The sequence below is a fragment of the Nostoc sp. genome (genome assembly GCF_036918245.1).
Lineage (GTDB): Bacteria > Cyanobacteriota > Cyanobacteriia > Cyanobacteriales > Nostocaceae > Nostoc.
In genome coordinates, this window is record NZ_JBALEF010000049.1 from 126,143 (window position 1) to 146,533 (window position 20,391).

Annotated in this window: 18 protein-coding genes; 8 read left to right on the top strand and 10 right to left on the bottom strand. The window is 40.6% G+C overall.

Annotation, left to right across the window (positions count from 1 at the left end):
* Window positions 1-175: 175 nt before the first annotated feature.
* Both V7L12_RS13320 and ftsE read left to right on the top strand, forming a co-directional pair.
* Window positions 176-931 carry a WecB/TagA/CpsF family glycosyltransferase gene (locus V7L12_RS13320; RefSeq protein WP_334818245.1) on the top strand — a complete coding sequence of 252 codons (756 nt, stop codon included), beginning with the start codon at window positions 176-178 and terminating at the stop codon, window positions 929-931.
* 182 nt (window positions 932-1,113) lie between these two features.
* Window positions 1,114-1,860: a cell division ATP-binding protein FtsE gene (gene ftsE, locus V7L12_RS13325; RefSeq protein ID WP_335084690.1), complete on the top strand. Its 747-nt coding sequence runs from the start codon at window positions 1,114-1,116 to the stop codon at window positions 1,858-1,860.
* Between the two features lie 57 nt (window positions 1,861-1,917).
* On the opposite strand, the gene V7L12_RS13330 is transcribed toward ftsE, so the two are convergent.
* Together V7L12_RS13330 and V7L12_RS13335 are read right to left on the bottom strand one after the other, a co-directional pair.
* Window positions 1,918-2,691: an armadillo-type fold-containing protein gene (locus V7L12_RS13330; protein WP_335084691.1), complete on the bottom strand. Its 774-nt coding sequence runs from the start codon at window positions 2,689-2,691 to the stop codon at window positions 1,918-1,920.
* A 186-nt stretch (window positions 2,692-2,877) separates the two neighbouring features.
* On the bottom strand, window positions 2,878-3,462 hold the full coding sequence (locus tag V7L12_RS13335; RefSeq protein WP_335084692.1) for a hypothetical protein: 585 nt from the start codon (window positions 3,460-3,462) through the stop codon (window positions 2,878-2,880).
* Window positions 3,463-4,076: 614 nt separating this feature from the next.
* Here V7L12_RS13335 and V7L12_RS13340 point away from each other — a divergent pair.
* On the top strand, window positions 4,077-4,973 hold the full coding sequence (locus V7L12_RS13340; protein WP_335084693.1) for an alpha/beta fold hydrolase: 897 nt from the start codon (window positions 4,077-4,079) through the stop codon (window positions 4,971-4,973).
* Window positions 4,974-5,083: 110 nt separating this feature from the next.
* Here V7L12_RS13340 and V7L12_RS13345 read toward each other — a convergent pair whose 3' ends face one another.
* Window positions 5,084-5,617: a DUF4330 domain-containing protein gene (locus V7L12_RS13345; RefSeq protein WP_334818256.1), complete on the bottom strand. Its 534-nt coding sequence runs from the start codon at window positions 5,615-5,617 to the stop codon at window positions 5,084-5,086.
* 392 nt (window positions 5,618-6,009) lie between these two features.
* Here V7L12_RS13345 and V7L12_RS13350 point away from each other — a divergent pair, with 392 nt between their 5' ends.
* Window positions 6,010-6,873, top strand: coding sequence for a M48 family metallopeptidase (locus V7L12_RS13350; RefSeq protein WP_335084694.1), 864 nt, complete (start codon window positions 6,010-6,012; stop codon window positions 6,871-6,873).
* Between the two features lie 113 nt (window positions 6,874-6,986).
* Here the strand turns inward: V7L12_RS13350 and V7L12_RS13355 are convergent, their stop codons facing one another.
* On the bottom strand, window positions 6,987-7,742 hold the full coding sequence (locus V7L12_RS13355; protein WP_335084695.1) for a metallophosphoesterase family protein: 756 nt from the start codon (window positions 7,740-7,742) through the stop codon (window positions 6,987-6,989).
* A 269-nt stretch (window positions 7,743-8,011) separates the two neighbouring features.
* On the opposite strand from V7L12_RS13355, the gene V7L12_RS13360 reads away from it, so the two are divergent.
* On the top strand, window positions 8,012-8,296 hold the full coding sequence (locus tag V7L12_RS13360) for a DUF2470 domain-containing protein (protein WP_335084696.1): 285 nt from the start codon (window positions 8,012-8,014) through the stop codon (window positions 8,294-8,296).
* A 331-nt stretch (window positions 8,297-8,627) separates the two neighbouring features.
* Here the strand turns inward: V7L12_RS13360 and V7L12_RS13365 are convergent, their stop codons facing one another.
* Entirely contained in the window at window positions 8,628-11,006 is a 2,379-nt protein-coding gene (locus tag V7L12_RS13365; RefSeq protein WP_335084697.1) for a hypothetical protein, read from the bottom strand.
* Between the two features lie 540 nt (window positions 11,007-11,546).
* Between V7L12_RS13365 and V7L12_RS13370 the strand changes: the two genes are divergently transcribed.
* Complete coding sequence (locus V7L12_RS13370) at window positions 11,547-12,719, top strand: glycosyltransferase family 4 protein (RefSeq protein WP_335084698.1); 1,173 nt, start codon at window positions 11,547-11,549, stop codon at window positions 12,717-12,719.
* 63 nt (window positions 12,720-12,782) lie between these two features.
* The gene (locus tag V7L12_RS13375; RefSeq protein WP_335084699.1) at window positions 12,783-13,922 is read left to right on the top strand and encodes a glycosyltransferase; all 1,140 of its coding nucleotides are present in this window, start codon (window positions 12,783-12,785) and stop codon (window positions 13,920-13,922) included.
* A 74-nt stretch (window positions 13,923-13,996) separates the two neighbouring features.
* Here V7L12_RS13375 and V7L12_RS13380 read toward each other — a convergent pair whose 3' ends face one another.
* Window positions 13,997-14,368, bottom strand: coding sequence for a hypothetical protein (locus tag V7L12_RS13380; RefSeq protein ID WP_335084700.1), 372 nt, complete (start codon window positions 14,366-14,368; stop codon window positions 13,997-13,999).
* 539 nt (window positions 14,369-14,907) lie between these two features.
* The gene (locus V7L12_RS13385) at window positions 14,908-15,177 is read right to left on the bottom strand and encodes a hypothetical protein (RefSeq protein WP_069069307.1); all 270 of its coding nucleotides are present in this window, start codon (window positions 15,175-15,177) and stop codon (window positions 14,908-14,910) included.
* Between the two features lie 263 nt (window positions 15,178-15,440).
* Between V7L12_RS13385 and V7L12_RS13390 the strand changes: the two genes are divergently transcribed.
* Complete coding sequence (locus V7L12_RS13390; protein WP_335084701.1) at window positions 15,441-16,739, top strand: cation:proton antiporter; 1,299 nt, start codon at window positions 15,441-15,443, stop codon at window positions 16,737-16,739.
* A gap of 186 nt (window positions 16,740-16,925) precedes the next feature.
* Here the strand turns inward: V7L12_RS13390 and V7L12_RS13395 are convergent, their stop codons facing one another.
* From V7L12_RS13395 to crtD, 3 genes are all read right to left on the bottom strand, one after another.
* Window positions 16,926-17,354: a hypothetical protein gene (locus V7L12_RS13395; protein ID WP_335084702.1), complete on the bottom strand. Its 429-nt coding sequence runs from the start codon at window positions 17,352-17,354 to the stop codon at window positions 16,926-16,928.
* Window positions 17,355-17,547: 193 nt separating this feature from the next.
* Window positions 17,548-18,654: a saccharopine dehydrogenase family protein gene (locus V7L12_RS13400; RefSeq protein ID WP_335084703.1), complete on the bottom strand. Its 1,107-nt coding sequence runs from the start codon at window positions 18,652-18,654 to the stop codon at window positions 17,548-17,550.
* A 101-nt stretch (window positions 18,655-18,755) separates the two neighbouring features.
* Window positions 18,756-20,285: a C-3',4' desaturase CrtD gene (gene crtD, locus V7L12_RS13405; RefSeq protein WP_335084704.1), complete on the bottom strand. Its 1,530-nt coding sequence runs from the start codon at window positions 20,283-20,285 to the stop codon at window positions 18,756-18,758.
* Between the last annotated feature and the right edge of the window lie 106 nt (window positions 20,286-20,391).

Genomic DNA, 20,391 nt, shown 5'->3' on the forward strand with positions numbered 1-20,391 from the left:
ACGTAGCACTGCTATATATACATTCTTTTTCACTCTTATGTCTATTTAGTTTAATTATGCTTTCTCTCGTTGCAGGGCAAAGGGGAATCTCTTTTGCCTAAGTTCTAATATAAAAAAATTTGATAAACTTAGCATTCATGCAAAATCTGGTGTGAGTATTACTTAAGAATAGGCTATGTCTAACGGCAATCAAGCATTTTCAGTGTTGGGAATACCAGTTCATGTGATGGCTGACTATCCAGGCTGGTTGTTAGAATGCCTGCACACAGGCAGAGGAACCCATGTCGTAACGCTCAATGCAGAAATGACTATGCAGGCAGAGCGAAATCAATTATTAGCTCAGGTGATTAAAAATGCTGAACTGGTGATTCCAGATGGAGCCGGGGTTGTTCTGTATTTACGGTGGCTGTTATGGCAAAAAGTGCAGCGTTTTCCAGGGATTGAATTAGCAGAAAAACTTTTGCAAGCACTTGGGCAACAAAAGACAGGGACAAAGATATTTTTCTATGGAGGAGCGCCTGGAGTAGCGGCAAATGCAGCAGATTTTTGGCAGCAGCAAATTCCAGATTTGAGTGTAGTAGGCACTCACTCAGGCTACCATTCCCCAGAAGAAGAAGCACAATTGCGAGAAACTCTGGCTCAATTGCAGCCACAAGTGATTTTTGTCGGTTTGGGGGTGCCGCGTCAAGAGTTATGGATTGCCGAAAACCGCCATTTGTGTCCTCAAGCAATTTGGATTGGCGTTGGTGGCAGTTTTGATATTTGGTCGGGAACTAAAACTCGCGCTCCCGCCTGGTTAGGAAATAATAATTTGGAATGGTTGTATCGCCTTTATCAAGAACCTTGGCGCTGGCGGCGGATGTTGGCTTTGCCAGCGTTTGCTGTGAAAGCGTTTGTTTATCGTTTGACAGCAAGGGGTGCAATTAGTTAAGGGTGCTGAGTTCTGAATTCCGAGTGTTCTTACTTAGTTAGTATTAAAGTCTTGAAAAAATTTTAAATTTTCTTTGTTGAATTTTAAATTCCCAGGCAAAACCTGGGAATCCTTATTTTTGAGAGGAATGTCACATCTAAGCTGACAAACTGTTTGGGTGTGGGTATGAGGAAAATTTAACAATGCCAGTATTAACAACTCAAGTTAAGACAGACAAATCTGTTCATGGAGAGGACAGTGAAACTCAACAGCACGGTAGCAATACTACTACAAAGGTACAATTGCAATCTGTAACCAAGACTTATGCTAACGGCTCTCACGCCTTATTCAATGCAAACCTTGAGGTAAAAAAGGGAGAATTTCTGTTTATCACGGGGCCAAGTGGTTCTGGAAAATCAACGCTCTTGAAACTGCTGTATGGCCAGGAGTTGCCTACACAGGGAGAAGTAATTGTTGATGAATGTAATGTAGCGGATTTGCGGGGCGATCGCTTGTCATTATTGCGGCGACGGATTGGTATTGTGTTTCAAGACTACAAACTCATTACCCAACGAACAGTAGCAGAAAATGTCACTTTTGTGCTGCAAGCTCAAGGGTATACCCGTAAAGAAATTCAACGACGTTTAGAACCAACCTTAAAGCTGGTAGGTTTGCTGAGTAAAGCTGACTGCTTTCCAGATCAACTGTCTGGAGGAGAGCAGCAACGGGTGAGTATTGCCCGTGCGATCGTTGGTACACCACCTCTACTGTTAGCGGATGAGCCGACTGGAAATCTCGATGCAGATAATTCCTGGCAAGTAATCCAGATTCTCCAGAAGTTAAATTCCTTTGGGGCTACAGTAATTGTTACCACCCACGATGAACAATTGGTACGGCGGTGCAATCATCCGGTAGTGCAAGTTCGTAATGGAAGGTTGTCTCGAAAATAGTTATTTGTCATTAGTCATTAGTCATTGGTCATTTGCAATTGGACTTTGGACAAATAACTAATAAACGTGGTGTTTGACTTTTGGTGATACGGGTACGAAAGGTACTGCTGTTTTCGGGGGTAGCACTTGTAGGCGATCGCAGGCTTGTAAACTCTTAAAAGCTGCCTCTCGCACTACAAGTTCTTCCTCTCGACTGAGTAGGAGTTGCAAGCATTCGACAATATCTTGCTGCACTGAAGAATCAACTCGCTTACGACTGATCAATTTAGTTAGTTGATGTAGGGCAATCAACCGCTTCAATGGATCTTTCTCTGTTAAATTCACCAACAAGCAATCGAGGTGGTCTTCTTCTCGATTTTCATAGAAGTTGACAATTTGCCATACCAATAAAATTAAAGTTAATAGGGTTCCCACACCTTGCACAATCGCACCAGCAGCAATCCAGTTACTGTGAGAGTCAACCCATATTGCCGCTGCCATGTAAGTGCTGACAGTAGCAATACCACCACTGATGACTGCTAAAGCTAACCGACGATTTGAATTGTTTAAGAAATTACGTATTTTTGACCAGCGCAATTGCCAGTCCCACTCCTGCATTGAGTAAACCAATACCATTACTCCAATGCCGATTAAGAGAGCCAGTAGCAGTTTCCAGTTCCACAACAACATGGCAATGATAATTGTCAGGAACCCAAGAAAGCCCCCAGGGCCAGAGAAACGTTTAAATGTTTGCTGCTTTATGGCTCCCTTTGTCTTGAATTTTGGAAGCGACCAGTTCCAGTTGGGGATTTGGTTGATCAATTGCTGCCAAGAAGACGAAGCCTGTGCCACAGTGTTTACCTACTTGATTATGAAATTACCTATTGTATAAGTTTTACTATGGATGAAGAAAGGATGAAGGCTCAAACCATAAAATGCCCGATTTTATAGACGGATAGTAGACTAATACAGCACAGCGCAAATTAAGATACCATTTTCAATCGCTCAGAGCAAGGGCATTTTGTACGTAAGTCTTAGTTAAAGACAAAAACGAAAGTTATCAAGGGTGAATTGACCATCAAAAGTACAAAAGGTAACCCTGTAAATGTTATTCACATTTATAGATAATAAGGTATTGGGGGAAATTGGCGAGTTGGAATTGGCAAGATTAGAGCCTGGTAGTGCAGTTTGAGCGAGTAGTTGCCGATCGCGATCGTAGGCGGAAAGCACTAGCCGTTGCGAACTAGTGACAAAGGCACTAACCGAATTAACTGGACGCAAGAAACTAGCTTCTAAAAATCCGCTTTTGGGCGCTCCCATTAAGACTATTAGCCCTGAATAGGTTGGAAATGCTGGATTTGATGGCTGTATTGCTAGAGAATTGTGAAAAATGACTCCCCAACGTTCATATTGGCGCTCTACTGCTTCAAAACACTTCAAGTCTTCTAAGTCTAAACAAATACAAGTAGGTACAGTAAGTCTGGCAGCATCAAGAACTGGCTCGACCTGACCCCGCCTAGCTGAAGCTTTAATTTCGTTTTGTATATTAAAGTTGTCAAGCGCAAATTTAGCGTCTTCAATCGTTGCTAGTTTATTTGATTGAAGAGTAGCCTGCTTTACCATGACATTCCACCTTACCATTACTTAGATAATAATCAGATTAGTTATACATTAAAGGCTGTTTTTTCTACATATATAAGCAGAATTAACAGCTTATTAAAATAAGCGTTTTAACTATTGTTAACGTGTTGACGCTCAAAATTATTTATGGGTTTTTTGATAGACTACCATAAAAACTTATGCTGGATTCACGCTGGAGTGATCGTCGCTACTATGAAAAACCCTTATAAAACAGTAATTTCAACGTTAAGTCACTTTATTTTTATGAAAAAAAGCGCCAAATCTTTACAAGTAATCCAGTAATTTTATATCTACTTAATCTGACGCTAGCGAGAAGTCTGAGAGTGATTGGTTCGCTGATAATAACAATGAGTGGGGAGTTTGAACTAAACACATGAAGAGTGCTGAGTTAAAAGACTGCCTACAAGGGACGTTGCTTTTACTAAGTACACAGATATTAAGTGCTTGTTAATTTACTCAGCGCTGAGTGCAGTAAACATCTTGGGTGACTGAAGGTAAGGCGGAGAAATTATCAAATTTTTTCTTCGTGTACCTGCGTCCCAGGTATCTTGTCTTACTTGTGCCAACGAATAACTACAGTCAACGAAAAAATACTTATGTTTCAACCACTAGGATTTGAACAACGCTCTATAGATACCTCACTAGGTAGAATGGTATATTACACTGCTACTGGTGCACCTTGGCAGGATGATGGAACTGCCAAAGACGATCGGGAAACTTTGGTATTCCTGCACGGCTTTGGTGGTGGGTCTTCTGCTTATGAGTGGTCGAAAGTTTATCCGGCTTTTGCGGCTGAATATCGAGTCATTGCACCAGATTTGCTCGGTTGGGGTAGGTCTGAACATCCAGCACGGAGTTACAAGATTGATGATTATTTGACCACGATTCGGGAGTTTTTCGAGCAGACTTGTACTGGGCCAGTAACAGCGATCGCTTCTTCTTTAACCGCAGGATTTACAATTCGGGTAGCAGCAGATCGTCCTGATTTATTCAAGTCTTTAATTCTTACGACGCCCGCTGGACTTTCTGACTTTGGCGAAGACTACTCCCGTAGTTTTTTTGCCCAGTTAGTTAGCGTTCCCATTGTCGATCGTTTACTTTACAACACTGGAGTTGCTACTAGTGGTGGTATTCGCGGCTTCTTAGAACAAAGGCAATTTGCTCAATCCAATCGAGTCTACGAAGAAATTGTAGATGCTTATCTACAATCTGCCCAACAGCCTAATGCTGAGTATGCAGCACTGTCCTTTGTTCGTGGCGATTTGTGCTTTGATTTATCCCTTTACATTCAACAATTAACCACTCCCAGCGCCATTATTTGGGGACAAAAGTCAGAATTCACAGGCCCCTCAATTGGTCGCCGCCTTGCTGAAATCAATCCTCAAGCAATCCGATTTTTTCAACAGTTGGAAGATGTCGGATTAACACCACAGTTGGAATTGCCAGCAGTGACAATCGGGTTAATTCGCAAATTTTTGCCTTTGCTTAATTAACATGAGTCGTAGAGACGCGTTCGCCCCGCTGCGCTAACGCATCTCTACATTCTTTTTCACCAGATGTTTAATAAGATTGCTAAAGAAAATTATCAACAAAAGTGATAATACTATTTATCTTTCAATCTGATATCAATGACAGTTGCATTGAAGTTGTAGTTAAAGCCTTCTAACTCAAATGGCATCCCAATTTTCACTTTACTGTTACCCAAAACTGGCCCACTTTCAGTAACTTGGGCTTTGCCATCTAAAGTCAAAAGAAAATCTGCACTATAATTGTTTCTTTTTGGATCTGGCAGTTCTTTAACAGTGCCATCCGGTTGGAAAACATTGATTGTTCTAGGTAGCTGTTGAATAGATTTAATTTCAATCTGTCCGTATGGTTGATTGCGGATAATCACATTGGTTTTTTCACCTTTTTTGAACCCATTATCGATTAATCTTTCTGGGTCACGTACATTCAAACCACGAACTACCAAGTCTACTTCTATCGGTACTGTTTTCGCACCGACTTGGGCAACGGAACCAGAAGTGCCAGGAAAAACAAAGATGCCAAAGATAACTAGCAAAATTACTAGCGCCGCACCTAAATCTAGAAGATTGATTTTGCCAAACAAGCGACCTTTTGAATCTAAAATAGCCATAAAAAGTTTTCCAAGGTAATAGCGAAGTAATGGATTGTAGCAAGAGATTTTTCGATGAAATCGGCGATTTTTCCTATTTAGTAATAACTCAAAGTATTTGGGGTTGCAGTTATGCGACAGTTTATCATGAGTTCGTAATTTCCGAGGAACGGCAGCTAACCCTGAAAATTTTACCTGTTAATACTGACGCGCCTAGAAAGTAAAATCTAGTGTTTAAGCCTATCTTTGGAGAGAATCCCTAGCCTCCCGCAATTCGGTAGATTTGCGTCAAGATTATCTGCATGACAACTCCTTTAGTCTTGAGTTAAGAATGCAACTTAGAATACTCTAAATCCGTCTCATAATTTGTCCCCTCATTTTATGTTCTCCCGAAATAATCTTCAAAGCGTATTATGTTCAATTGGAAAGGTTTTGCTGTAAATTACCGTGTATGGCGGCGTCGCTGGTTTTATCCCCTAATTTCAGTGGTAGTCGCCTTGAGTCTGTGCCTGAGTACACCCTTACCTGGAAGAACTTTAGATTTCTTGCCTCTTCTACTCCAAGGAGTTCAGGCATTTCAGCTTTCTAATATATCCCCTAATCAAGAAGTTGATCTTGGTAAGCAGATTAATCAGGAATTGGTCGGGAGTCAAGTCCGACTTTACCGCAATACCGAAGTGAATCGTTATGTAGAACAAGTTGGTCGGCGTTTAGCAGCGAATAGCGATCGCCCCGATCTCCCCTATAATTTCCAGATAGTTGAGGATAACTCTATTAACGCTTTTGCGACTTTGGGCGGCTATGTATATGTCCATACAGGTTTGCTAAAAACCGCAGACAATGAAGCGGAACTGGCAAGTGTTCTTGCCCATGAAATTGGTCACATTGGCGGGAAACACGTAGTCAAGCAGATGCAGCAAAAAGCCCTCGAAAGTGGTCTATTAACGGCGGCTGGCTTAGATCGAAGTACCGCAGTGCAAATTGGTGTACAGTTAGCGCGAGACTTACCACGTAGTCGTAAAAACGAATTTGAAGCCGATCAAAGAGGACTACGAACTTTGAGACGTACTGGTTATGCCCAGTCAGCAATGGTCTCTTTTATGCAAAAGCTGCTGAAAAAGGGTGGTTCTACTCCAACATTTTTGAGTACACACCCCGGAACCAGCGATCGCATTGAAGCCCTTAGACGTGCAATTAACTCTCAACCTAGTAATGGAAAAGATGGCTTGGATAATGCTAGTTATAAAGCTAATATTCGACCATTAGCGAAGTCTTGAGGAAATTGGGCATTGGGAATTGGCTCATAGGAGGCAGGAGGCAGAGGTTCTTTAATTTTGAATTTTGAATTTTGAATTAATTTCTCCCCACTCCCCCTCATTTCAAATATTGCTCAATTCTTATTGCGGCGAGCGACTTTAATTTTGGCTGGATCAACCGTACTTACAACCTCTTCTAAAGGCAGCATACGGATATAATTTTTAAAGATATTAACTTGATAAACCAACTGATTTGTGACATCTAGTCCAGTCAACCAGCCACTCCGAGGATGATAAGCGCCAGTATCTATGTCTAGCCATCCCTTGCCTTGAGCCAGTTTCCCAGGAGAAACACCCGGCAGGGTAAAGGTAATGGTGTGACCAATGATAATTTGTTTATCTGGAAAGTAGGGTTTTTCAATGCTGTGAAATTCCTCTCGTATCCAGCACAGTTCATCGGCAGTTTGTTCTATCACCGACTTGTAAGGGTCAACACCAGCATGAGTTAACCAAATATCCCCCAAGTCAAGGTATGTAGGCAAAGCTTTTAACCAATCCAGATGGTCATCAGGAATTGGAGCCTCCTGGTAACTGGCCACGGTAGCTTGCCCTCCACCAAACAGCCATGCTTGCATTGTCGAGGAGGAAGTCCTTTCATTGGTCAGAATGCTTAGTAACATCTGCTCATGATTTCCCAACAAACATGAGTAATTATTTTGTTTGACAAAATTAACTACTTGTGCACTATGAGGTCCGCGATCAATTAAGTCTCCCAGAAAATAGACTCGATCTTCTGAGGTGGGGGCGATCGCCTCCAACAATGTCATTAAACCTTCATAGTGTCCATGCACATCCCCAATTACAATTCGTCTGGGGCTAGTTTCGCTCATTGTCTCTTAGCTGCAATAGTTTTGGCTAATACTTCTGATACAGTTTACGCTGTCTGCTTTCCGTAATGAAAGGTAAAAATACTGGATAATGGTTATTTTAATTTAATTTTTGTACGAATAATAAACTTAAGTTATCAAATATATACAACGACAATTGTTTTTCAGATATAACTTATAATAATGATGGCGTAAAACTAGCTTTTTCTGCTAATTTGAACACTTAGCCGATAATTTAGGCTCTTGCCATATTCATCTCTTTTAAGTTCACAATGTCTAATGGTTTCTCTGCTGAAATTAGTTCGCGCATCTGCAAGCACATGAATGACGATCATGCTGATGCTGTAGTTGTTTATGCTAAAGCTTTTGGTGGTGTAACAGATGCGCTCGCAGCCGAAATGCTGTCAATTGATGCACAGGGTATGGATTTAACAGCGCAAGTAAATGGGGAAGCTGTACCAGTTCGCATTCAATTTGATCGTGTTTTAGTAGATGCGGAAGATGCCCATCAAACTTTGATCGCAATGGTGAAGCAGGCGCGGATGAAGGCTAAATAGGAAATGACAAAGTAATTGACACTAAATCTGCGATACATTTAATCACATATTTTTGTACATATAGCAATACTAAATCATTTGTGAAAAACAAGATCCCCGACTTTGTACAAGTTGTCGGGGATCTGCGGCTTGGTTAAGCTTAGAGTCAAAGCTGTGTTATGTCGTAATATCATGTTCACTTGATTACTTATTAAACCCGCAGAACCCCACCCCTTAATCCCCTCCCCTTGCTAAGGGGAGGGGAGACAAAGCACAGCTTTGGCGGGGTGGGGTGCAACGACTGTAGGAATCATAACTGATTATCCGAACTTGATATAATTGCTGTAAATACTCACGCCGCCAGCCGATACATAATCACTTTTCCTTTCCAATTTTCTTCCACAAATACCAGATGTTCTCCATTGGAACGCCGAAAAGCGCGAATACCGTAGGGTATATCAATCCAGCCACTTTCGCCGCCCACTTCTGGGCCTGGTTTTAACTTTTGTACTTGCGCTCCCGTCTTGGCATTGTAGACATATACCTCTGCGGTTTTGACTGTCACAGCAAATACATAGTCTCCCGCCACACTGATTGCTGCTGTAGACACTTCACGCTTCCCGGTGCTGTCGTAGGGAATTACAATCCGCCATTTGGGAGTACGATTTCCTTTACTCCAATTGTCAAAACGGGCAATCTCAGATCCAGCAACTCCAGCATCGTCACTAAATGCAGGGCGATCTACCGTAAAACCTGACAAATACATACTATCTGTTTCAGGGAAATATTCAATCCGCCGCAAGTCGTTAAATATTTTGGGAGTAGTTTGCTTTTCCATCGAACTATAGCTGTAGATGGGGTTGCCTTTAGGATCTATTCCCTGTAAAGGATAATGTCGAATGCCATCTTCTGTTCGCAAAGCTTTCCAAACATCTCCTTTGCTGTCTACCCACCAACCGCCGAGATAAGGATAATCTTTGCTGCGATCATATTCGTTCTTTTCAAATTTGCCATTACCGTTGCGATCGCGCCAGATCCATTCCCCTTGTTCTGGTTGATGCGGTGGCCAATTTCCAGTGATAAATGGTTTATCTGCGCTATTAGTACTGACAAACATTCCGGCGGGTATGGCAACTTTACCATCTGTGGCGGGATTAAAACGATATATTTGCAGAAAGCTGTTATACATATCTGTGAGGAACAAAAACGGCTTCCCTTGGATGCGGCGAACAAAGGTTCCATCTGGGGATGTATGCAGACGTGGATCTTGAGGATATTTGAAAGGATTTAAGGTGTAGGCTTTGTAAGTCCATTGTTTACCAGCAGCCTTACTGTAATCCATCAGATAGTGTTCTTGTTTGGTGAATAAATCGACACCATCGGTTTTAGGATCGGCATCTGCATTATCGACAAATATTAATCCTAGCGATCGCCACATTAATTTTCCCGATGGCGAAAATTTCCGCAAATCTGTTCCTGATTTGTTGAAACCATTACTATTTATATAGATATTGCCTGAAGCATCTGTACCAACTCCGGTAAGTCCGTAAAGTTTCAAATCTCGAATTTCACCAGGAACTCCTGCATAGATACCGCCTTTAGAACCAAAACTACTCACCTGCACTGGCTGATCTTTGATCTCATAAGTCAACATTTGCTGACGCGGGCCATTTTCTGCTACTAACAGTTTACCTTGATGATTAATAGCGATCGCTGTTGGTTCTACAATATCTGCAATCTGTTGAGGCAATTGTTTTCCACTTTGGGAATAATGTAAAATTTTTGCAGGCTTACTACCATTTTTACTTTGAATAATCCACAGATTTTTTTGTGGATCGATAGTTATTGCTCCCGGATTAGCAAAGGTAAAGCTGCGGAGTTCCTTCATCGTATCAGTATCATAAACACGAATCTGGTTAGCAGCAAAATCACTCACATACAACTCGCTTCCTACAGTTGCTAATCCAGTGACTTCACTTTTAGTGCTGGTAATCAACATACTTTTATCCCAGCCACGCCCATTTGGAAATGGTGCAGGTTTTCCTGACAAGTCATAGCGTCTAACGCTATACCAAGTTGTTCCTTCTGGTGGGTAATCTTCTTTTATATTGCCCCTCGAACCTTGAGTCATGGCAATATAAACATATTTACTATTTGCTGTTACAGCTTTACCACCGCCACGACTCCAGCCGTGAGTATCCCCAAGGGCAGCAATAACCTTACCATCTTTATATATTCCTGCCTCCATTGCTGCTTCATCCCAATGGCTGTTGGTATAAACTGTGCCATCAGGAGCAACATACATGGCCTCAATATTGTTTTGTACCCGCAGATTTCCACTGCCAATAGTGTTACCTATCCACGATGTTTTGTAGTCAGCCGTGGGTGTTTCAGTATTGTTTTCTACTAGCAAATTTTTACTGTTACTAGTATTACTTATCAACGATGCTTTGTAGTTAAGCTTGGGTGTTTCAGTATTGTTTTGTAACCGCAGATTTGCATTGTCAATAGTATTACTTCTCGGAGATACTTTGTATGTAATTGTCGCTGTTTCTCTTGTTGCCCAATCTGTTGTAATTACGATGCTAGTAACAAGGACTGCAACAGTCATACTGAGCAAAAAATTTAAAGTTTTACTTCTTTGTAAATATCTAGTCTTAGATAATTTTTTTACCTGCTGATTGAGTTCATGACGAAGTTTTACTAACTTCGCCAGTAGTTTATTTATCATATATTTTTCAGCTTTTAATTATTTATATACAATTACCTTTTATGAAATCCGCACAATATATGACTGTTTTTTAATTCACTAAGATACAATTTTTTCGGAGTGAGACATCTGATGACAAATCAATAAAAAGCTATCAGGATTAAAAATGTACTATTTACATAAACTTTATCAAACCCACATTATTATTTAAAATCTCAAGTAATACTTTAGAAATATTAATATTTACTGTATCTATTGTAAATATTAATACAGTAATAATTGTTAATCAGTAGTTTTTTATTGGTATATCTAGCATACAGCTTGGTGAATTTTAAGTACAATATCTATCGTACTCCGTGTTACTTAGTTAATAAAAATACAGGTTTTAATTCATTATTGACGTTGGCATATAAATAGTTTATAAATTGGTGTTCCATAAAAAAACTCTTATTAGTAATGTGTATTCCGAAATTATAGTGATTCGGGTTTGGATACAACACGCAGTGAAGGCGCACAACTGTGTGCCACTACTGTTTTAATACATTTATAGGAGACATATCTATGGAAGCTAATAAAAAAAGAAGTTTGAATTTTGCATCTGCATCTATTCTCACCCTTGGATTAGGCTGGTTTCCCAAAAGTCCCGGAGGACTAGAAAGGTATATTTATGAACTAACTCATAAATTAGCCGCAAATCAAGATTGGATTGAATTATGCGGAGTCGGTTTACCTGAGGCTGAACTAAATTCACCGATTAAGCTGACTAACTTGGCTTCTCCCGATAGTGCTATTTGGCAAAGATTATGGTCGATTCGTAATAATTTTCAGAAAACAAGAACGAGCAAACCAGATGCTATTAATTTGCACTTTGCATTATACAGCTTTCCTATTTTAGATATTTTGCCAAAGGGAGTACCAGTTACTTTTAACTTTCATGGCCCTTGGGCTTCTGAAAGTCAGCAAGAGGTAGTTAATAAAAACCTCAGTCTTTTAATCAAGCATTGGTTAATAGAAAAAAACACTTATAATCGCTGCGATCGCTTCATTGTTTTGAGCAAAGCTTTTGGGAAAATTTTGCACGAGCAATATCAAGTACCGTGGAGCAAAATTAATGTTATTCCCGGTGGAGTTGATATTAATTGGTTTCAACCAAATTTATCACCCCAAGAGGCTTGTGCAAAGCTAGGCTGGCCTAATAATCGTCGGATTATATTTACATCACGCCGCTTAGTACATCGAACGGGAGTTGACAAATTATTGCAAGCTCTGGCTATAATTAAGCCCAGAATACCAGATGTTTGGTTAGCGATCGCAGGTCGTGGTCACATCCAAGCTGCACTACAACAACAGGCTACAGAATTAGGACTAGAAGACAACGTTAAATTTTTAGGTTTTCTCCCTGATGAGCAATTACCTATGGCTTACCAAGCTGCTGAATTGACTATTATGCCTAGTCAATCTTTTGAAGGATTTGGATTAGTAATAATCGAGTCTTTAGCCTGTGGTACTCCTGTTTTATGTACCCCAGTTGGGGGAATGCCAGAAATTTTATCAGAATTTTCACCCGATTTAATTACGACTTCAACAGAAGCCTCAGCGATTGCTGAAAAATTAGAACAAGTGCTTTTGGTAAATATCGCCATACCTTCACGATCGGCCTGTCGCCAGTACGCCACCACACACTACGACTGGAATCAAATTGCCCAGCAAGTACGGAATGTTTTATTAGCTTAAATAAGTTAATCTCAGAAATTTTAGGTGTGTTACATGAATAAAACTAGATAAAATAGAGGTTTAATGAGAATTCTTTTCCTAGACCAAAGCGGTAAACCAGGTGGTGCGGAATTATGTTTAATAGATATTGCTAAACCTTATGGCGATCGCGCTTTGGTAGGTTTATTTGCAGATGGGTCATTTAAACATTTATTACAGCAAAATCATATCCCAGTAGAAGTCCTCGCAACTCAACCAATCCAAGTTCGCAAAGAAAGCAGTTTGCTACAAGGATTCAAGAGTTTGGGACAACTTGCACCTTTGATTACTAAGGTAGTTAAAAAAGCGCGTGAATATGATTTAATCTATGCCAATACCCAAAAAGCATTAGTTGTCGGAGCGTTGGCAAGTTTTTTCAGTCGTCGCCCTCTGGTTTATCATTTACATGATATTCTTTCCAAAGAACATTTTAGCCAAACTAATCTTCGCATTGCTGTTAACTTAGCTAATCGTTTTGCATCATTAGTAATTGCTAATTCTCAAGCTAGTCAAACAGCCTTCGTACAAGCAGGAGGACGCCCAGATATCATCGAAGTTATTTATAACGGCTTTAATCCAAAAATTTATCAAACTGATGAGTTTGACATTCAGAAATTACAGCAGCAGTTAGGATTAGAAGGAAAATTTGTCGTTGGACACTTTAGCCGTCTTGCACCTTGGAAAGGCCAGCATATTTTAATTGATGCCCTTGCTAAATGTCCGCATGATGTGATAGCAATTTTAGTGGGTGATGCACTGTTTGACGAACAAGATTACGTCCAAAAGTTACACCAACAAGTTAGGGAACTGGGATTAGAAAACCGCGTCAAATTTTTAGGATTTCGTTCTGATATTCCCCAGTTAATGGCAGCTTGTGACTTAGTGGCACATACCTCTACTTCGCCAGAACCTTTTGGTAGAGTTATTGTAGAGGCGATGTTATGTGGAAAACCTGTAGTTGCAGCCAAAGCTGGGGGTGCAATGGAGTTAGTAGAACATGGACTTAATGGTTTTTTAGTGACACCAGGAAAACCCCAGGAACTTGCACAAGTAATTATCACTTGTTTACAGGAGACGGAAATAACTGCGACTATAGCCAATAATGCCAGGGCTACTGCTAGTGGGCGTTTTGATGTTGCAACTATTAATCAGCAAATTTCCCAATTGCTGTCCCACAGATTATAATTACTTCCCTAATCTTACAATCACCGATTTTGTTTGGATAACCCCAGATTCACGTCTGGGGTTTATGATTGTGATTACAAACCAACTAATTCACGAGATTCAAAATCAGAAAGTTGTTGTGCGATCGCTAATCTTGTTTCCAACTTAGCTACACTAAACTGGTTACGCAGATATTCCAAATGAGCGATCGCATTTGCTTTATCGACAGTTAGTCGAATTTGAGTGTCTATTGCTTTTTGATATTCCTGATTTACAAGCAACACCTCAAAGCGACGAGCCTTACGTTGAGCATCATTTTTCAAATCCATCTCAAAGGCGGCGGTGCGGTCTGCATTGCCTTCAAATCGGTTAACTTGGTGCTGCACTGCCATCAACTGAGAGTCTATTTCATTAGCCCGTTGGGCAGCTTGTGCGATCGCAGCTGGATAATGACTCAGTTGCATCATTTAATAATTTTCCTCTAAGGTCAATAATGTAGTATTTAAGTATAAGACCAACCCTTGAATCCATTTACCAAAAGGCTGTCACAGAGCAGTTTTACACTTAAATCAGCTTGGTGGACGCTATATATATATTATAGTCCAAATGTACTGAATTAGGGGAGGAAAAGCAATGTCTAAAGTGCAAGTATGGCAATTATTTTCCACTAATTATTTACAGTCAGTTTCCTAAATTTTAGCGGAAATTAAGTTCAAATAAACTCTCAAAAAGTTTTAAATTTAAAGCTCCTTCATCTTTATATATACTCTGTATCAGCCAATTTTTTAAGTTTTTCAAATTAGCTTTAGAGATATGAGTGAAAATGAATGTAGATCATTATTAATTTCTAGAGATGTCTTTTGAATAACACCATTAATTTTACCTTTTAAGATTAAGTCTACTCATATACCCATGACTTATTTAGCCGTCAGACTGAAGTCTACGGCTAACAAAGTAAGCCTGCATAAGCAGGCTTATTATTTTCTGCTAAATTCTGCACTCTAGCTCAAGCTGCTTCCCGCAGTTGTGGTTGTGAGGGCACACTCACCTCTGGAAATGAAAGCGAGAGTTGTTCGGCTTGAGGTACTGCCGCTTGCTGCAAAACTTGAACTTCAATATTCACGCTGACCAAATAACTACCTGTATCAGCACCAACTGCTTCGGCAATTAGTTTAGCAATGTCTGGGCGTTTGGCAGTCAGCGGGTCACGTAAAATACACCGATCCCATTCATGCTTGGCTGTCGGATTGAGGTTGAGAATATAATGCTTCATCATCGAACTAACCCTTGAATCCATCTTCCAGAAGGTTTTCACAGAGCCATTATGTATTTGGCTAGGCTTTGTGGACGCTATATCCATTATAGTATATTTGTACTAAATTGGGCAAAGCCAACGCCAAATTTATCTATTCCTTTCTTCTTCAATTTGGTGGTGTCTCTGAATTCTAATCCCAGAAAATCTGCCCATAGGTAAATTTAATACAAAGCTATAGCAACTAAGCTGACAGAGCAACACCTTATATTTATATAAATTGCTATATGGTAGATATCTATATTATTGACCTATTTGTGATTGGTCTACTTCTGCTGATGGTCACATTAGGGTCAGGTTGGATTGCTCGCTTACCTCTTTCTTTTGCGATTATCTACCTACTAGTTGGTATTTTTCTAGGCCCTAACGGCTTTGGGCTGGTTCAATTACGTCGAGATGAAGTTTTCAACGCCGAAGTGCTGGAGAAAATAACAGAACTTGTAGTAATTATTTCTGTGTTTAGCTGCGGCTTAAGAATTGTTCGTCCTCTAAAGTTGGGGGTTTGGGATATTACGGTGCGATTGATTGTATTTCTGATGCCAATTTCAATTTTGGCTCTGGCTGTTGTGGGTAAATTGTTTTTAGGGATGAATTGGGGAGAAGCGATTTTATTAGGAGCAATTCTCGCACCTACCGATCCAGTCTTAGCATCAGAAGTACAACTGACCGATACAAACGACCAAGATGAATTGAGATTTGGTTTAACTTCTGAAGGTGGGTTAAATGATGCTTTAGCTTTTCCCTTCGTTTATTTTGGCATTCATGCATTAGAAGATGACAACTGGGGTAACTGGTTTAAACAGTGGATTACGGTTGATTTAATTTGGGCGATCGCAGCTGGTATTGTTATGGGAATTGTTGTTGCCAAATCTATAGTTTGGATTGAACAAAGAATCCAAAAACGCCATGCTACTGATGAGTTAATGGAAGATTTTGTTGCTATAAGCACAATTCTACTAACTTATTCTTTAACAGAAATGGTGAATGGCTATGGGTTTCTGGCAGTATTTGTTGCTGGGTTAGTTGTCCAACGCAGTTACAGAAATCATGAAAAGCCGCTAGCACAATTGGAATTTGTTGAGCAAATTGAAAAGCTGCTGGAAGTTGGGACAATTTTACTATTAGGTTCAATATTATTATTAAAGCCAATGCTCAATTATGCTGGGCAATCTTTGATAGTGATAATTTTGTTATTCTTGATAATCAGACCTGTAGGAGTTTGGATTAGTACAATAGGTAAACGTCCTCTAGAATCACACCGTCGAACCTTGCACCCAGGAACTCGGTTGTTATTTGGATGGTTTGGGATTCGCGGTGTAGGTTCTTTATATTACCTTGCCTATGCGTTTGGTCATGGCTTAAAAGGTGAAGCAGGCGAACAAATTGCTTGGATAACTTACACTACTATTACGGTTTCGGTGATTGTGCATGGAATTAGTACAACTCCATTAATGAAGTGGTATGAGCGCAATCTTGCTAATGAGAGAAAGACTACTCCTCGCGCCACAATAGATGAATTTGAGTAAAAACAATTTTTGTAGGGTGCGTTATCGCCGAGAGTAGGGCATCATGAATAATTTAAGGTGCGTTAGCCTTTGGCATAACACACCCTACAATTTAATTTTCTAAACCTGACTTCAAACCGAAGAGAGGCTTTGAATCTTACTTTGCGTCTTTTGTCGAGAAGGAGTTAGGGGCTAGGTTTATATTTACTATTTACCTGTAACCTTTTCAATAACTTCTTTCGCTTTTTCACCAAAACTTTCTTGGGGCTTTCCTTGTTGTTCAGCCTTTAAATTCCTTTCGTAAGCCTTCTCTATAGTATTAAGGTCTTTTGAATCTTTTATTGCTTCCTCATAAGCTTCTTCTCGTTCTTCTTCTTGAACACCAACACCTGGGTCATATTCGTTAGCGCGATTAATTTTTTCTTGAGAATTTGGTTTATAATCTGGAGGTACTAGCTTTAATTCTTCAAGAGTAGTTGCATAACTAGCTTCTTGAACGAAAATGAAGGAAGCTGACAAGCTGATGAAAATTATTAAGGCAAGAACCAAAAAGCTGGAACGTAATGCTTGCTTTAAAGTTAATAAAATTTTTTGCATGAAAAAATCTCCTCTTTTTATTTTATGAGCCTTGGTCATGTATAAATATATTCAATATTTAAGGCTCACAGGCATCCTAAGTGTTTACGTACAGTTCTTCCTTCTACCGTAAGGTATATTAATTTTTACCTATAGTAAAGGCGTACAAATGTACGCCCCCATCTATGTATCTGAATATTTCGTGAAATCAGATGAAATTTTTGCTTAGTGTGCTTAACTCAAGCGTATTAAGCTATAACCAACTTTGATTAATTTTAATTCCTCGGCTTTGCATTACCTCTTCAAATAAATTTGTTGGTAGTGCTTCTTCCACAGCAAAAACACCTGGTTTATTGAGTTTACCTTCTAGCAATAATTGGGCAATACTACCTGTGCCGCAACCAGAAGCTATCGCTGTATTTTCATACACTACAGTTGAACAATAAACGGCGGTTTCACCATTTTTTTGCCCTGTAACTTCTGAACGAACTGCTACCCCAATTCCAGTAAAATTATTAGTGACATCTGTCATTGAATGGCTGACATGAGACAGAAATTCAATCATGTAACGACGCTGCATTAACCACTTGGGAAAAACGTGTGCCGCAATCCAAGTTAGGTGATTGTAAAAATCGGGAACAGAGCCAAACTTAGTAATTACAGTTTTTACTGATGGGAAAGCTTTGGGCAGTGTAAAGGTTTCTGGCATATCAAACCAGTAAACTCCGCTGCGTCCATAGGGAGGTGGAAACTCAACTAATTCTCTTTCACTGTAAGGCTTGATTAGCTGCCATTTTCCATCTATCCAAGTGTCAAAAGGATACTGCAACCCCAAAAAAGTTGTCCGCATCACTGTAATGCCAGCACCGCCAGAACCCGAAACCAAATAACTTAAATGGATCTTTTCTGCTTGATCAAATTGTTCAACACCTTGACGTACCATGCTGTTAGAAATACCAGGAAAAATGCCAGTATTAATAATTGCTGTCACACCAGCAGCAGCAGCTTGTTCATTATACTTGAGAGCTTTGCTAGTATAGGAACGATGGTCGCTGACATCTACATAGTTAACGCCTAGAGCAATACAGGTTTCGAGAACATTAGTATCTCGATAGTGAAATGGGCCAGCACAATGGATGACTAAGTTAGAGTTTGCGATCGCATCTCGCAGCTTGTCAACTTCTGCCAAGTCCAACACCAAAAACTGCACTTGTCCTCCCGAAGACAAGCTAACAGCCTTCCCAAACTCCGCAGAACGTCCAGTAATCGTAATTTGTGCCTGCGTATGGGTAGCTAGATCCTGAGCAACAGTGCTACCAATCCGCCCTCGTCCGCCAATAATTAAAACGCTGTCTGTCATTACTCCAGATTAGCAACACTAATCTTATTTCATCAGTTTTCTGTCCCGTTTGTCATCAGTTATAAGTATAACTTGCCTGCCAACGAAGGAGGGCTTTTCAATTACTGGTAATTGAGCAGTTTTTGCGCCTCAATTTGCCTGACTACCGTTAGCGCCGAATAACTCACTCCAGCAGTACCTTCGCCGGGATGGGTGGAGTCACCAACTAACCACAGATGCTGGATTGGTGTCCGATTGGCGAACCCAAAGGGGCCAAAGGTGGGAATTCTTTGACCAATGCCACCAACTATACCGCGATCGCGGGCTGTGAAATGAGCAAAGGTGCGGGGTGTTGCGGCTTCTTGATGAATAATCGTTTCTGGCTTGAGATAGAAGTATTGGGCAAGACGAGCGATCGCTTCTTGGGTAAACTTTTCTTTTAGTCCTTCATAATCTTCAGTCTGCCACCACTGTGCAGGATCGACAAATGAAGAAGCAATTATTGTCGCTTTCCCCTCCGGTGCGCGGCCGTCTCCAGGATGACTGACGGAAACAAATAGGGAATTATTCTCACCAATTGGGCCATTGACATCATACAGAAATTGCAGATGGGGAGGGCATCCAGGCGGAATCGCACTGGCATCTACACCCAAATAAATCACAAACGCGCCCGATGCTTGGGGCAGTTTTTCCACCCGGTTTTGATAACCAGATGGCGCTTGTTCTCCCAATAACTGCACCAAGTTTTGCACGGTGACATTGGTAACTATGTGGTCGGCTGCTTCTGTCCAGACTTCGCCAGTTTTCTGATTTCTAATGACTACAGCAGTAGCTTTGCCGTTTTCTACTTTGATTTGTTCTACAGTGTGGCGCATCAACAATTTGCCGCCATCTCTTTCTAAGCATTGTACCAGGCGATCGCTTAATACTTGCATACTTCCCTGAAGGTGAAACAATCCTTGGGGCAGTTGGGATACACTCAACGCCGTTGCTGCATAAAGCAATGCTGTCTCGTCTGCATCCACCTGGGAGTATAGCTTCAGTTGTAAATCCAAAAAAGTTCTCAGTCGTCGGTCATTTCCCAATCCACATAACCGTAAAGCATCTCCTACCGTAAACAAGGTGAAGGGTAAGGTAATTAATGTACTGGGACGCACCGCTTGCACTAGCTGCCATAAATCCCATAAATTACGTGGTGGTAGTACTGGATCGCGTCCTTGAAATTCCCAACTGGCATTAAATAAAGTTGCCATCAATTGCCAAAACGGTTCGCTACCAGGAAACTGTTTTTGTCGTTCTTCTTGCCATTTCTCTTGGTCGCGCCAGACATTAATCGGTGTGCTTTCCCCAGGTAAATACACCGCACAAGCAGGATCACAAGGCGTTGCTGGCGGTAAATCTATTTCTAATTCTGAGAAAATCCGGTGGTGAATTCCCCCTGGTTCCAACCCAGCCACCTGAGTTGCTCCCACATCAAAGGTAAATCCCTGCCGTTTAAACGTCGAAGCACAGCCTCCGGGTACGAGGGCCTGATCCAAAATTAAGACGCTGTAACCTCTATGAGCTAATAATGCTCCAGCAGTCAGTCCACCTATTCCGGCACCGATAACAACGACATGAGAGTTACTTTTGTCAAGAGAAATGCTGGACATTGATTAGTTTATTTAAAATTCTTAATACTTTTACTTATAATTTTACCTTCTCTGCGCCATCTGTGCCCAGCATACTGCGAAGAGACCTAACCCCCAACCCCTTCCC